The 12,278-nt window shown below is 63.6% G+C and carries 15 protein-coding genes and 1 pseudogene; 7 read left to right on the forward strand and 9 right to left on the reverse strand.

Features of this window, described 5'->3' with window-relative positions; all coding sequences use genetic code 11:
- The first annotated feature begins 19 nt into the window (after positions 1-19).
- Positions 20-1,186, forward strand: a complete 1,167-nt coding sequence (locus tag FJW03_RS23705) for an NAD(P)/FAD-dependent oxidoreductase (RefSeq protein WP_140767316.1) — start codon at positions 20-22, stop codon at positions 1,184-1,186.
- Positions 1,187-1,445: 259 nt separating this feature from the next.
- Here FJW03_RS23705 and FJW03_RS23710 read toward each other — a convergent pair whose 3' ends face one another.
- The 5 genes from FJW03_RS23710 to FJW03_RS23730 form a co-directional block, all read right to left on the reverse strand.
- On the reverse strand, positions 1,446-2,192 hold the full coding sequence (locus tag FJW03_RS23710) for a DUF72 domain-containing protein (protein WP_140767317.1): 747 nt from the start codon (positions 2,190-2,192) through the stop codon (positions 1,446-1,448).
- 67 nt (positions 2,193-2,259) lie between these two features.
- Positions 2,260-2,748 carry an SRPBCC family protein gene (locus tag FJW03_RS23715; RefSeq protein WP_140767318.1) on the reverse strand — a complete coding sequence of 163 codons (489 nt, stop codon included), beginning with the start codon at positions 2,746-2,748 and terminating at the stop codon, positions 2,260-2,262.
- Positions 2,749-2,783: 35 nt separating this feature from the next.
- The gene (locus FJW03_RS23720) at positions 2,784-3,230 is read right to left on the reverse strand and encodes an SRPBCC family protein (protein WP_140767319.1); all 447 of its coding nucleotides are present in this window, start codon (positions 3,228-3,230) and stop codon (positions 2,784-2,786) included.
- Entirely contained in the window at positions 3,227-3,541 is a 315-nt protein-coding gene (locus FJW03_RS23725; protein WP_140740799.1) for an ArsR/SmtB family transcription factor, read from the reverse strand. The genes FJW03_RS23720 and FJW03_RS23725 overlap by 4 nt, the downstream gene beginning before the upstream one ends.
- A 90-nt stretch (positions 3,542-3,631) precedes the next feature.
- Positions 3,632-4,126 (reverse strand): GNAT family N-acetyltransferase, encoded by a 495-nt coding sequence (locus FJW03_RS23730; RefSeq protein WP_413466441.1) that lies wholly within the window; start codon positions 4,124-4,126, stop codon positions 3,632-3,634.
- 80 nt (positions 4,127-4,206) lie between these two features.
- Here FJW03_RS23730 and leuD point away from each other — a divergent pair, with 80 nt between their 5' ends.
- The 5 genes and pseudogenes from leuD (at position 4,207) to leuB (ending at position 8,256) form a co-directional block, all read left to right on the forward strand.
- The gene (gene leuD / locus FJW03_RS23735) at positions 4,207-4,812 is read left to right on the forward strand and encodes a 3-isopropylmalate dehydratase small subunit (protein ID WP_140767320.1); all 606 of its coding nucleotides are present in this window, start codon (positions 4,207-4,209) and stop codon (positions 4,810-4,812) included.
- Positions 4,813-4,882: 70 nt separating this feature from the next.
- On the forward strand, positions 4,883-5,812 hold the full coding sequence (locus FJW03_RS23740; protein WP_140767321.1) for a hypothetical protein: 930 nt from the start codon (positions 4,883-4,885) through the stop codon (positions 5,810-5,812).
- A gap of 278 nt (positions 5,813-6,090) precedes the next feature.
- The gene (locus FJW03_RS23745) at positions 6,091-6,474 is read left to right on the forward strand and encodes a RidA family protein (protein WP_140767322.1); all 384 of its coding nucleotides are present in this window, start codon (positions 6,091-6,093) and stop codon (positions 6,472-6,474) included.
- A gap of 11 nt (positions 6,475-6,485) precedes the next feature.
- Positions 6,486-6,837 (forward strand): annotated as a pseudogene (locus tag FJW03_RS23750) (VOC family protein).
- 315 nt (positions 6,838-7,152) lie between these two features.
- Positions 7,153-8,256, forward strand: a complete 1,104-nt coding sequence (gene leuB / locus FJW03_RS23755) for a 3-isopropylmalate dehydrogenase (RefSeq protein ID WP_140767323.1) — start codon at positions 7,153-7,155, stop codon at positions 8,254-8,256.
- Positions 8,257-8,372: 116 nt separating this feature from the next.
- Here leuB and FJW03_RS23760 read toward each other — a convergent pair whose 3' ends face one another.
- From FJW03_RS23760 to FJW03_RS23770, 3 genes are all read right to left on the reverse strand, one after another.
- Entirely contained in the window at positions 8,373-8,822 is a 450-nt protein-coding gene (locus FJW03_RS23760; protein WP_140767324.1) for a MarR family winged helix-turn-helix transcriptional regulator, read from the reverse strand.
- Positions 8,815-9,243, reverse strand: coding sequence for a polyketide cyclase (locus FJW03_RS23765; protein WP_140767325.1), 429 nt, complete (start codon positions 9,241-9,243; stop codon positions 8,815-8,817). The genes FJW03_RS23760 and FJW03_RS23765 overlap by 8 nt, the downstream gene beginning before the upstream one ends.
- 109 nt (positions 9,244-9,352) lie before the next feature.
- On the reverse strand, positions 9,353-9,724 hold the full coding sequence (locus tag FJW03_RS23770) for a DUF805 domain-containing protein (protein WP_226890447.1): 372 nt from the start codon (positions 9,722-9,724) through the stop codon (positions 9,353-9,355).
- Between the two features lie 395 nt (positions 9,725-10,119).
- On the opposite strand from FJW03_RS23770, the gene FJW03_RS23775 reads away from it, so the two are divergent.
- A complete protein-coding gene (locus tag FJW03_RS23775; RefSeq protein WP_226890448.1) occupies positions 10,120-10,323 on the forward strand; it encodes a hypothetical protein in 204 nt (67 codons plus the stop codon).
- A 15-nt stretch (positions 10,324-10,338) separates the two neighbouring features.
- On the opposite strand, the gene FJW03_RS23780 is transcribed toward FJW03_RS23775, so the two are convergent.
- Positions 10,339-12,207, reverse strand: a complete 1,869-nt coding sequence (locus FJW03_RS23780; RefSeq protein WP_140767326.1) for a DEAD/DEAH box helicase — start codon at positions 12,205-12,207, stop codon at positions 10,339-10,341.
- Positions 12,208-12,278: the final 71 nt, after the last annotated feature.

Genomic DNA, 12,278 nt, shown 5'->3' on the forward strand with positions numbered 1-12,278 from the left:
ACTCGGAAAGGGCATAAGCGTGCGCTACGACATCGTCATCATCGGCGGGGCCATCGTCGGATCCTCGATCGCCTATTATCTGCGCGAGGAAGGGTTTTCCGGCTCGATCGCGCTGATCGAACGCGATCCGCAATTCTCCCATGCCGCGACGACGCTATCCATGGCCTCGATCCGTCAGCAATTCTCAATTCCGGAAAACATCCGCCTGTCGCAATTCACGCTGCAGCTGTTCCGGCGGCTGAAGGAGGCCTTTGGTTCCGATGCCGATATCGGTTTTCGCGAGGGCGGCTATCTCATTCTTGCCGGTGAGGAGGGGCTGCCGATCCTCAAGGCCAACCATGAGGCGCAGGTCGCCGAAGGCGCCGACATCCTTTTCGAGGATGCCGACCAGCTGACGCGTCGTTTCCCCTGGCTGTCGGCAGAAGGCATCACCGCCGGCGCCTATGGCCGCACCGGCGAGGGCTGGTTCGACGCGCATGCCATGCTGATGCTGTTTCGCAAGGCGCTGCGGGACAAGAAAATCGATTTCATCAAGGCTGATGTCACCGGCATCGCGCGGCAGGGCAATCAGGTGACCGGCGTGAGCCTCGACAATGGCGAGACGCTGGAGGCCGGCATTGTCGTCAACGCCGCCGGGCCGAATGCCGGCAAGGTCGCCGCCCTTGCCGGGCTCGAGCTGCCGGTCGAGCCGCGCAAGCGTAACGTCTTCGTCTTCGAGGCGCGCGAGAAATATGCCGATATGCCGCTGCTGGTCGACCCATCCGGCATCTATGTCAGGCCGGAAGGCTCGGTCTATCTCACCGGCGGCGCCGAACCGGAAGAGGGCGACGGCCCTGCCGATCCCGGCGATTTCGAGGTCGACTGGCCGCTTTTCGAAGAGGTGATCTGGCCGGTTCTGGCGACCCGCATCCCTGCCTTCGAGGCGATCAAGCCGACCCGCGCCTGGGCCGGCCATTACGACTACAACACGCTCGACCAGAACGCCGTGATCGGCCCGCACCCCGAGGTGCGGAATTTCCTTTTCGCCAACGGTTTTTCCGGCCACGGCTTGCAGCAGGCGCCGGCGGTCGGCAAGGCGCTGGCCGAGCTGATCGTGCATGGCGGCTACCGGACGATCGATTGCTCGGCGTTCGGATACGAGCGCGTCGCCGAAGGGCGCGCGTTCCGGGAATTGAATGTGATCTGAGGGCAATACGGGACGATCTTCGGGATTTGCCAAGACGTCTCAGGTTCTTCGTCATTCCAGGGAGGAGCAGGAGCGAAGCGACGTCGCGGAGACCCTGGAATCCATGCCGTGACTGTTGCCGTGGGCTCCAACGGCGCAGAATGAAAAGGCGCACCGATCGGCGCGCATTGCCGGTAAAAATTCTGCACCGCCGTGAAATTCCAACGTCGCGGCATGGATCCTGAGGTCTGCGCCGCGTCGCTTTGCTCCTTGCTTCGCTCTAGCATGGCGACGCTGGACAGATCATCTCGTCGACAGCGATGGCATTGCCAAGGGCATGCCCTTGGGCTGTGTTGTCGAAAATACACCAGACTTCCGCCCCGGAAGCGGCTGCTTCATCAATCTGCCGGCTGATCCGGTCGAGGCTCTCGGCATCGTAGTCCGAATAATAGACACGCGGCACGCCGTGCCAGCGGAAATAGGCAAGGCCCGACCATCCGCCAGGCACCGCGGCTTCCGGCACAGAGGCCGGGTCGGCGGCGACGCGCGCGACATGACAGGCGGCCAGAAGCGCTTCCGCATCGGCATCGAACCAGCTGGGATGGCGCGGCTCGCAGGTCAGCCTGACCTCGGTCCGGCTGCGCAGCAGGTCAAAAAAACCCTGCGCGATGTCCGCCTCGAACGGAAGGCTCGGCGGCAACTGGACCAGAAGCACACTCAATTTCTCGCCGAGACCTTCGACCTGTTCGAGAAAGCTTTCCAGGGGATCGTTGCAACCGACAAGGCGGCGCTCATGCGTAACGGCCTTGGGTGTCTTGACGGCAAAGCGAAAATCCCCGGGCACCGAACGCGCCCAGCGTTCATAGGTCTCGCGACGGTGCGGCTTGTAGAAGGAGGTGTCGATTTCGACGATGGGCAGCCGCGTGGCATAGCGCACGAGACGGGAACCGGACTGCGGGAAATCATCCTTGTATGGCGTGGAAATTCCCCAGCCCGCCGTGCCTATGAACGTTCTGCGGTTTGTCATGCCTGGTGATGTGGCTCGACTGACGTGAAGGTCAAGGCAGAACCGTATCGCTGCGGCGCGCGCTATTTTAAGCAGCCGCACGCCCTTGCGAGTCAAAATATCCCGCCAGCCAGGTGAGCACCCGCGCCCAGCCATCGGCATGCTCGGCGGCGGCTTCCGCCAAACCGGCGAAACCGCCGTGGCAAATGGTGAGCCGCGTGCCGGCGGCGACAGGCTGCAGCAGCCAGGCGACCGTGGTTTGCCGCCGGCCAAGCGTGGGATGGTCCCATGCGTAAGCTCGCGTCTGCACGATCCGGCGCGGCGCTTCGATCTCCAGGAATTCGCCGCCGGCCGGCAGGTCGCTGCCGTCAGACCTGCGGACGACAACCGTCCAGCGGCCGCCGACACGGAGATCGGCCGACCAGTCGACCATCCGGTACGTGTCGACGGATCCCCACCATAGTTCGACTTGATCGGTGCTCAGCGCACGGAAGACGCGCTCTGGCGAAGCACTGAGGTCGACAGTGGCGAAGACGGTGTCGCCATTGCTCATGGCATGCAGGGTGGGGAGATGCATCGCTGTCTCCATGGCATGTTTCGCTCCCGGAATGATCACCCTTTAGATGGCGGGCGCTCAAAACCCTTGCCGGTCTCGAGCAGGCTCTTGAGGCTGGCCAGCACCAGCGGCCACCCCTTGGCGACATTGCCGATCAGTCTGTGCGGCCCATCGGCCTCGTGAGTGACGGCAAGCTTCATCAATTCGCCGTCCTGCTCGATGGTGAAGGTGCAGCGCGTGTAGCCGTCTTCCTTCACCTCTCGCATCCATTCATTGCGCCATTTGATGACGAGGCGCCGCGGCGGGTCGATCTCGAGGATCTCGCCGCTGTCGGCGACGCGTCCGTCGGGAAAGATCAGCTTCCAGCTGGAGCCGACTTTCCAATCGCTCTTCTGATAGGAGCAGAGGAAGAACTGCCGGTTGAATTCCGGGTCGGTCAGGGCTTCCCAGAGTTTTTCGGGCGTGGTGCGGATGTAGGTCACGTAAACGAAGGCGTTGCTCATGGCTCGTCCCTTTCAAGGCGTTTCTTCAAGTCGCTGAGGGCGGTCAGCCGTCCCCGCTCGAATTTGCCGATCCAGCGTTCGGCGATCTCGTTGATCGGAACCGGGTTGAGGTAATGCTCCTTCTCGCGCCCCTTGCGGATGGTGGTGACGAGATTTGCTTCTTCCAGGATCGCCAGATGCTTGGTCACCGCCTGGCGTGTCATGTCCATCTCCGCGCACAGCGCGTTCAGCGTCTGCCCGTTCCTGGCATGGAGGCTGTCCAGCAATTGCCGTCGTGTCGGATCGGCCAGGGCGCGAAAGACGGCATCCATACTCATGGCTTTAATATGCAACCATTTGGTTGCATGTCAAGAGGCAAGATCACGCGCCGCTGACGACTGGATAGGGTCACGGGAGAAAAATCAGCGTTCGCGGGAGAACCAGAAGGCGTCCGGCATGCGTTTCATGCCGATGCGTTCATAGAAGCCGGCGGCGTCGGGCACGGAAACCAGGCTGATGGCGACGCAGGGTCCGAGCTGTCGCCGCGCCTCGTCCATCAGGCCCTTGCCGACGCCAAGCCCTTGCGCGGCTTGCGAGACGGCGAGATCGGAGATGTAGCAGACCCAGGAAAAGTCCGTCATGGCGCGGGCCATACCGATCAGCGGCTTGCCTTCGATGTCGAGGCGCGCGGTCAGCACCAGATTGGCGCCCGACAGCATCGCTTGCAGCCTGTGGGCGTCGTCGACGGGGCGGATCTGGCCCAAGCCGGAGTCCACCAGCACGCGGCGGAATTCGGCAACGCCGAGGCCAGTTTCACGGGCGTAGAGGACGTGGGAGTTTTCTGGCATCGCGCCAGAGTGCACCATGGAGCCACGAATCCGAAGCCGTTTTTGCGCGGCCCCGGTGCCGGCGGACAAACAGTTGCCTTTTATTTGCCCGCGGCTTTGTGTAAACCGGGCCCCAGCAAAATCCCCGCAACGAAACACGGGCCAAAGCCATGGAAAAATTCACCAAGCTCACCGGCGTCGCCGCTCCCATGCCGATCGTCAATGTCGACACCGACATGATCATCCCCAAGGATTATCTCAAGACGATCAAGCGCACCGGGCTTGGCACCGGCCTGTTCGCCGAAATGCGCTACAATGACGACGGTTCGGAAAACCCGGATTTCGTGCTCAACAAGCCGGCCTACCGCAAGGCGCAGATCCTCGTCGCCGGCGACAATTTCGGTTGCGGCTCGAGCCGCGAGCACGCGCCGTGGGCGCTGCTCGATTTCGGCATCCGTTGCGTCATCTCGACCTCGTTCGCCGACATCTTCTACAACAACTGCTTCAAGAACGGCGTGCTGCCGATCACCGTCAGCCCCGAGGACCTGGAGAAGCTGATGGACGACGCCTCGCGCGGCTCCAACGCCACCCTGTCGGTCGACCTCGAAGCCAAGGAAATCCGGGGTCCGGATGGCGGCGTGGTCAAGTTCGACCTCGACGAGTTCAAGCGGCACTGCATGCTCAACGGCCTCGACGACATCGGCCTGACCATGGAGAAGGCCGGCGCCATCGCCTCGTTCGAGAAGCGCAACGCCGAACAGCGCCCCTGGGCCTGAGCGGCATCGTCCGGAACGGATAGCCCGGCCTCGCAGGCCAGGTTCGCGGCGACTGAAGGGAGGGACAGTCATGACACGTTCGCTTCTTGCCGGCGCTTGCGGCCTGGCGTTGTTGCTGGCGTCGGCCAGCAGCCTGTTCGCGCAAACACAGACGCCCGCCGCGCAGCCGGCGCCGGCAACGGATCAGCCGGCCGCCGGCCAGGGAACGAACGCCGCCGACGCTACCGACGACGACAAGCAGGCGCCGGTGCCGTTCGAGGGCGGCCAACTGACCATCACCCAGAAAGAACAGTATGGCGAGAAGGTGCTGGCTTTCGACGGCAAGGAGCTCGCCAGCAACTACGACGTCTTCTTCGACAAGATCGTCAAGATCGGCGATGTCAATGTCGCGCTGGTGGATGTCGGCGACGGCGGCAATCAATGCGGCCCTGCCAAGGTCATCGTCTGGAAGCCGAAAGACGGTGAAATCCAGACCACAACGGTCGAGCAGGACCAATGCGGCGCGCCGCCGGCAGCTGTCTCCGACAACGCCATCTATTTTGTTCCCTACCTGTTGCCCGGGGATGAGAAGCCGGCGCTGCAGTGGTCGCCGACATCAGGGCTGACCACATCGGGCAATCTGACCTACATGCCGGAACCCGGCACCGACTGGAAAGATATCGACCCGTCGAAATACGACAACATCATCGACGCCTTCCACAATGAGGCCGTCTACAAGGAAGCCGAAAAGCTGCTGGGTAAGGATATGTCCGACATGGCGACCAGCCTGCTGGTCGGTGGCGGCACGGAAAAGACCGCTTCGGGCGCCTTCTACGCCAGCGGCTGCGTACCGCATGATTGCGGCGGCAATGATGGCTTCATGGCGGTCGACCCCGCCAAGCACAAGCTCTACTTCGCCCGCCGCGGCGACAATGGCCAGCCGAACGCATGGCCAGCGGTGACGACATGGCCTGCCGATGTGAAGGAAGCGCTGGACAAGGCGCTGGGCTCGCCGAATTAGATTTTCGCTACTCCACATTCGTCGTCCTCGGGCTTGACCCGAGGATCCATGCCGTGATCGCTATCACAGGCGCAGCGGGTCTGAACCGCAACGTCTTGATGTCACGGCCGCGTCGCTTCGCTCCTTGCTTCGCCATAGGATGACGAGGCGAGGGATGCTCTGGCCAATCTCCGAGGTTGCGTATCGCCTTATGGTGACAACAGTCCGCCTCGGCTTGGCCCATGGCCGGATCGGCCTCTTGCCTGCAAAATGACCTGAATAATCCTGCGGAGTCCCCCATGCGTAAACTCATCTCCACCGGTTCGCCTTTCGAAAAGACCGCCGGCTATTCGCGTGCCGTGGTGCAGGGCGACTGGTGCTTCGTCTCCGGGACGACCGGCTACGACTATGCCAGCATGACCATGCCGGAAACGGTCGAGGCGCAGACGCGCAACTGCCTGGCGACGATCGGCAAGGCGCTGAAGGACGGCGGCTTCGACATGGCTGATGTGGTGCGGGCGCATTACTACATCACCGACCAGGCGTTCGTGGACGTGGTCTTCCCCATTCTGGGCAAGACCTTCGGCGACATCAGGCCGGCGGCGACGATGATCGTCTGCCAGCTCAACAAACCTGAAATGAAGATCGAGATCGAGGTGACGGCGCTGCGGCGAACGGCATAGGGGCCGGAGCAATGGCGGTCCGGCGCATCGTAACCAACATCGCCACAACGGATATCGCGGCGGCGAAGCGCTTCTATCATGACGTGCTCGGCCTCGATCTGCTCATGGACATGGGCTGGATCGCCACCTACGGCTCCGAGGAGCGGATGCATGTGCAGGTGAGCTTCATGGCGCAAGGCGGATCCGGCACGCCGGTGCCGGACCTGTCGATCGAGGTGGACGATGTGGACGCCGCGCTTGCCGACATGAAGAAGGCTGGCTTCGTCATCGAATACGGCCCGGCCGACGAGCCCTGGGGCGTGCGGCGTTTCTATGTGCGCGATCCCCTTCGGCAGGCTGGTGAATATCCTTTCGCACCGGTAGGCGCGCCCACGGGTTTCTTGCGAGACGCCGGCGGGACAGCGCCCCCCTCTGCCCTGCCGGGCATCTCCCCCACTAGTGGGGAGATCAGCAGTTTGGCGGTCTCGCCCCTTCCTTCGATGTTGGGATTGGCGAAGGCCGATATGATAGCCAATCTCCCCACTAGTGGGGAGATGTCCGGCAGGACAGAGGGGGGCGCGAAGGATCACCGACGTGCCCTGGTTCGCATCGCGGCGTTCTACCTGCCCGTTACGGCTTGCGCAGAGCCCGCTTGGCGTTTAGCAAAGCGCCGGTTCAAATCTTTTTGGGACGGTTTTCATGGCAACGAAGCATCTTTTCCTGCTCCCCGGCGACGGCATCGGCCCCGAGGCCATGGCCGAGGTCAAGAAACTGATCGCGGCCATGAACGAAAAGCTCGGCAGCGGCTTCGTCACCGACGAGGGCCTAGTCGGCGGCTGCGCCTACGATGCGCATGGCGCGGCGATTTCCGATGCCGACATGGAAAAGGCTATGGCAGCGGACGCGGTGCTGTTCGGCGCGGTCGGCGGGCCGAAGTGGGATGCGGTGCCTTACGAGGTGCGCCCCGAAGCCGGCCTGCTGCGGCTGCGCAAGGACATGGAGCTGTTCGCCAATCTGCGCCCCGCCATCTGCTACCCGGCGCTGGCCGCCTCCTCCTCGCTCAAGCAGGAAGTCGTCGAAGGCCTCGACATCCTCATCGTGCGCGAGCTGACCGGTGGCGTCTATTTCGGCGAGCCCAAGCAGATCATCGATCTCGGCAACGGCCAGAAGCGCGGCATCGACACGCAGGTCTACGATACGTTCGAGATCGAGCGCATTTCGGGCGTTGCCTTCGAGCTGGCGCGCACGCGCAGGAACCACGTCACCTCGATGGAAAAGCGCAACGTCATGAAGTCCGGCGTGCTGTGGAACGAGGTCGTCACCCAGACCCACAAGGCGCGCTACCCGGACGTCAAGCTCGACCACATGCTGGCCGATGCCGGCGGCATGCAGCTGGTGCGCTGGCCAAAGCAGTTCGACGTCATCGTCACCGACAATCTGTTTGGCGATATGCTGTCCGACATCGCCGCCATGCTGACCGGCTCGATCGGCATGCTGCCGTCGGCCTCGCTGGGCGCGCCGGATGCCAGGACCAAGAAGCGCAAGGCGCTCTACGAGCCGGTGCACGGCTCGGCCCCCGATATCGCCGGCAAGGGCATCGCCAACCCGATCGCCATGATCGCCTCCTTCGCCATGTGCCTGCGCTATTCCTTCGGCATGGTCGAGGAAGCCGATCGTCTCGAAGCTGCGATCGCCGCCGTGCTCGATGCCGGTCTGCGGACGAAGGACATCATGTCCGAAGGTATGACCGAGGTCGGCACGGTCGGGATGGGCGAGGCCATCATCGTCAAGTTCCTGGCTTAGAGCAGTTCACCGTTTCACAGAAACGGCAATCTGCTCTAACTCCTTGTTTTGACGCAATTCCGGACGGAAAACCGTTCACACTTTTCCTGGAATTGCCCTGGCCGAAGGCTTCAGCCTCAGCGGATCTCGCCGGCCAGCCGCTGCAGCAGGCCGACGAGCCGTGCCTCGTCCACCGCTTCGAAAAAGGCCGCGTCGGCGGCCTCTACGGCGACGATAGCGCGCTTTGCCGCCGCCGCTCCGGTTGGAGTGACGCGGATCACCTTGGCGCGGGAATCCCTGGGGTCCGCCTCGCGTGCGATCAATCCCTTGGCCTCGAGCCTGGCAACGACATCCGACGTCATCTTCACTTCTGTCCCCGCCTGGGCTGCGAGTTGCACCTGGTTGGGCGGCTCGCCATCGCGGCCGAGCCACATGGCCGAGGCCAGCAGCACGAACTGGACATGCGTCAGGTCGAGCGGCGCCAGCGCCGCCGTCATGACGCGCTGCCAGCGCATGGTGGTTCGCCAGAGCAACAATCCCGGGCTCTCCGATGGACCGCCCTTGAAGCGCGTGTCGAGTTCAGCCACGGTTCGCCAACGCCTTCGCCTCTTCGAACAGCCTGGCCATCGAGGTGTCGAAATCGCCGCTGATCTGCGGCCCGAGCTCCGGGCCGACCTCGGCGGCCGACGGGCCCGAGATTTCGAGCCTATGGGTCACCTGCGTGCCGCCTTCGACCGGCACCAGCGTATGCCGGAACAGCAGCGTCGTATCGCCGAACGAGGTCTGGTCGGCATAGGTGACGTTTTCGACGAGATCGACGATGGTGGATTCGAAAGTGTCCTGCCCCACCGGGGTCACGGAGACACGGGCGCCCTTGGCGAATGGTCCGTGCAGCACAAAGGTATCCGACCCTTCATAGGTCAGGCGGCCTTCATGCAATGCCTTGAGCGCATTCCAGATGGCTCGAGCCGGTAGCGGGGAAACTGCGGTGTACTCATTGCTCCACATAATCTTGCCTCCATCCGCGTCTTGTCCGATCGACTATTCGATCTGTGCACAGACTATCATGCAAGGGGAATCTTCAACTCCGACTCTCGTTTCCTTTTGGGGCTGGCCTCTAAACCTCGACCCCTGCCGGCACCGGCCCCCACGTGTTTTCACCGACCTGAGAGGGCGCGAGTCCCAAGACCAGCAAGGCCACTCCACCGATGATTGGGATGAAGCAGGGCAAGACAAGCCAGCCGCTCAGACCGACGTCGTGCAGACGCCGCACTGTCAGCGCAATCCATGACAGGCCGAATGCCGCCATGAAGATAAGGGCGGGCAGGTATCCTATCGAGCTCTTGCCCGCATTGATGCCGAAGCCGTTGATGGCCAGATTGACGAGTATCCCGAAGCCAAGAAGCGCCGCCAACACGACATTAAAGCATAGCCAAAAGGCCCAGAATTCCTTGCGACGGGCGCGTCCATCGAAATTGAAATAGTTCACGCTCACCGTGCGCCTGAAGTAGGCCCACAGTCCCGTGGCACCCTTTTCGGCAGGTCGGCCTGGCCGTGGACCGGTGCTTGACGACGGTATGGTTGAGGCGGCCGCCATGGCTATATTGTGGGCCGTGCCGTCGTCCGGCTGGAACTCGACGAGCGTTCCCCTGACGAGGGGAATCTCCTGGCTGAGATCGTTACGCGAAAAAATATAGCGCTTGCCGTCCGTTCCGTTGATGTACCCGTAATCCTGATCCTGGTCCTAATGAAGCACTGCTCCGCGCATGCCCCGCCCCCTATTCCTACAGCAATACGCCGACTGCTACTACAGGTTGTCCACAATTGCAACATGCACGCAAAACTGCGACCGCGCCGTCGCTGATCGAGGCGAGCGGCGGGCTGATGCCGGCGATCGATTCCAACGATCAGGCCGGCTGGTGCGCCGCGATCCGCAGGATGGCGGACGATCACGCCTGGCGATCCTCGCTGGCGGAGCGCATCGCAAAGCAGCACCGGCCGACACCGGCGTCGGCGAGTTGGGCCGCCATTAAGGCCGGTTTGAAGGAAAGCGCGTGCAGGCAGCGCGCCGAACACCAACCGCCCTGATCTGGCAGCCCTGTCCTATGAAGGGCGTTTCTTCGTCTTCTTGTGCTTCGGCGCGCCGGCATTTTCGAATTTCGGGTTGCCCGGTTTTTTCGCCCACGGCTTTGCCTCAAGCGCGGCCGCCGGGCGCTGATCGGCTGAAGCCGGTGCACGCTTCTCGAATTTGCGCTTCGGTGCGCTCGGGTCGAACGGCGCCTTGCCGCGATGCGGTTTCTTGTCCGGGCTTGGCGGCTGATAGCCGGCCCGCGACAGGTCCGGCGTGCCCTCGAGCCGCTTGACCGCGATGTTGCCCTGCACTTTGCGGTCCGGACCGATCGCGGCGAGAAAGCGGTCGGCCCAGTCGGCGGCGATCTGCACGAAGGTTTCCTCCGGCTGCATCTTGATGGCGCCGATCTCGCGCTTGGAGATGCTGCCGGCGCGGCACAGCATCGGGATCAGCCAGCGCGGCTCGGCATTCTGCCGGCGACCGACCGACAGCGAAAACCAGACGCTGGCGCCGAAATCATCACGGCGGCTGGGCGCCTCGTCGCGGCGGGCGAATTTTTCGCCCGCCTGGCTGTCACGCGAAGGCGTGAACGGCGCGACATCCATCAGATCCTCGGGCGCCGAGCGGCTGGAACGGCACTGGCGCACGAAAGCGGCCGCCACCTGCTCGGCGCCGTGCCTGGCGAGAAGCGCGTCGATGAAAGCGCGCTCGTCCTCCTTCACCGGTTCGTCGAAGGCGGGATCGGCCAGGATGCGCTCGTCGTCGCGCCGCATGACGTCGTCGGCCGAGGGCGGGCTTGCCCATGTCGCCGTCAGCTTGGCGCTCTGCAGCAGCCGTTCGGTGCGCCTGCGGGCACTGTTGGGCACGATCAGCGCGCTGACGCCCTTGCGCCCGGCGCGCCCGGTTCGGCCGCTGCGGTGCAGCAGCGTTTCGGGATTGGTCGGCAGGTCGGCATGGATGACCAGTTCGAGATTGGGCAGGTCGATGCCGCGCGCCGCCACATCGGTGGCGATGCAGACTTTGGCGCGGCCGTCGCGCATCGCCTGCAAGGCATGGCTGCGCTCGTTCTGGCTAAGCTCGCCCGAAAGCGCGACGACGGAGAAATTGCGGTTGTTGAAGCGCGCGGTGAGATGGTTGACGGCGGCGCGCGTGTTGCAGAACACCAGCGCGTTCTTGGCTTCGTAATAGCGCAGCACGTTGATGATAGCGTTCTCGCGATCGGCCTGTGCGACGTTGAGCGCCCGGTATTCGATGTCGAGGTGCTGCTTCTCCTCGCCGGCGGCCGAGATGCGCACGGCATCGCGCTGATAGCCTTGGGCGAGCGTTGCGATGGAGCGCGGCACGGTGGCCGAGAACATCAGGGTGCGGCGATCGGCGGGCGCGGCGTCGAGGATGAATTCGAGGTCCTCGCGAAAGCCAAGATCGAGCATCTCGTCGGCCTCGTCCAGCACCACTGCCTTCAACGCCGACATGTCGAGCGAATTGCGGGTGATGTGGTCGCGCAGGCGGCCTGGCGTGCCGACGACGATGTGGGCGCCACGCTCCAGCGCGCGCCTTTCGGTGCGCATGTCCATGCCGCCGACGCAGGACGCCACGGTGGCTCCGGTCGGCTCGTAGAGCCATTCCAGCTCGCGCGTCACCTGCAGCGCCAGTTCGCGCGTCGGCGCCACTGCCAATGCCAGCGGCGCGGCGGCACCGGAAAAGCGTTCGGCGCCATCGAGAAGCGTCGGTGCCATGGCGAGGCCGAAGGCCACGGTCTTGCCCGAGCCGGTCTGCGCCGACACCAATGCGTCGGCCTGGCCGAGCTCCAGCACCGCCTTCTGCACCGGCGTCAGCTCGGCATAGCCGCGTTTTTCCAGCGCTTGTGCCAGCGCAGGAACGATACCTTCGAAGTTGGACATCTCGTTCTTTCGGAATTCAGGGTTCCGCGCTCACCATGGAGCACATACCGGGGCTGGCGCAGCGCCAGCCA

This window comes from Mesorhizobium sp. B4-1-4 (assembly GCF_006439395.2).
Lineage (GTDB): Bacteria > Pseudomonadota > Alphaproteobacteria > Rhizobiales > Rhizobiaceae > Mesorhizobium.

What these genes read in the sequence shown, in the direction of transcription:
- FJW03_RS23710 (WP_140767317.1), bottom strand. Translation starts at nt 2,192, where the DNA reads ATGACAAACCGCAGAACGTTCATAGGCACGGCGGGCTGGGGAATTTCC.
- FJW03_RS23715 (WP_140767318.1), bottom strand. Translation starts at nt 2,748, where the DNA reads ATGCATCTCCCCACCCTGCATGCCATGAGCAATGGCGACACCGTCTTC.
- FJW03_RS23720 (WP_140767319.1), bottom strand. Translation starts at nt 3,230, where the DNA reads ATGAGCAACGCCTTCGTTTACGTGACCTACATCCGCACCACGCCCGAA.
- FJW03_RS23725 (WP_140740799.1), bottom strand. Translation starts at nt 3,541, where the DNA reads ATGGATGCCGTCTTTCGCGCCCTGGCCGATCCGACACGACGGCAATTG.
- leuD (WP_140767320.1), top strand. Translation starts at nt 4,207, where the DNA reads ATGGAAAAATTCACCAAGCTCACCGGCGTCGCCGCTCCCATGCCGATC.
- FJW03_RS23740 (WP_140767321.1), top strand. Translation starts at nt 4,883, where the DNA reads ATGACACGTTCGCTTCTTGCCGGCGCTTGCGGCCTGGCGTTGTTGCTG.
- FJW03_RS23745 (WP_140767322.1), top strand. Translation starts at nt 6,091, where the DNA reads ATGCGTAAACTCATCTCCACCGGTTCGCCTTTCGAAAAGACCGCCGGC.
- leuB (WP_140767323.1), top strand. Translation starts at nt 7,153, where the DNA reads ATGGCAACGAAGCATCTTTTCCTGCTCCCCGGCGACGGCATCGGCCCC.
- FJW03_RS23765 (WP_140767325.1), bottom strand. Translation starts at nt 9,243, where the DNA reads ATGTGGAGCAATGAGTACACCGCAGTTTCCCCGCTACCGGCTCGAGCC.
- FJW03_RS23775 (WP_226890448.1), top strand. Translation starts at nt 10,120, where the DNA reads ATGCCGGCGATCGATTCCAACGATCAGGCCGGCTGGTGCGCCGCGATC.
- FJW03_RS23780 (WP_140767326.1), bottom strand. Translation starts at nt 12,207, where the DNA reads ATGTCCAACTTCGAAGGTATCGTTCCTGCGCTGGCACAAGCGCTGGAA.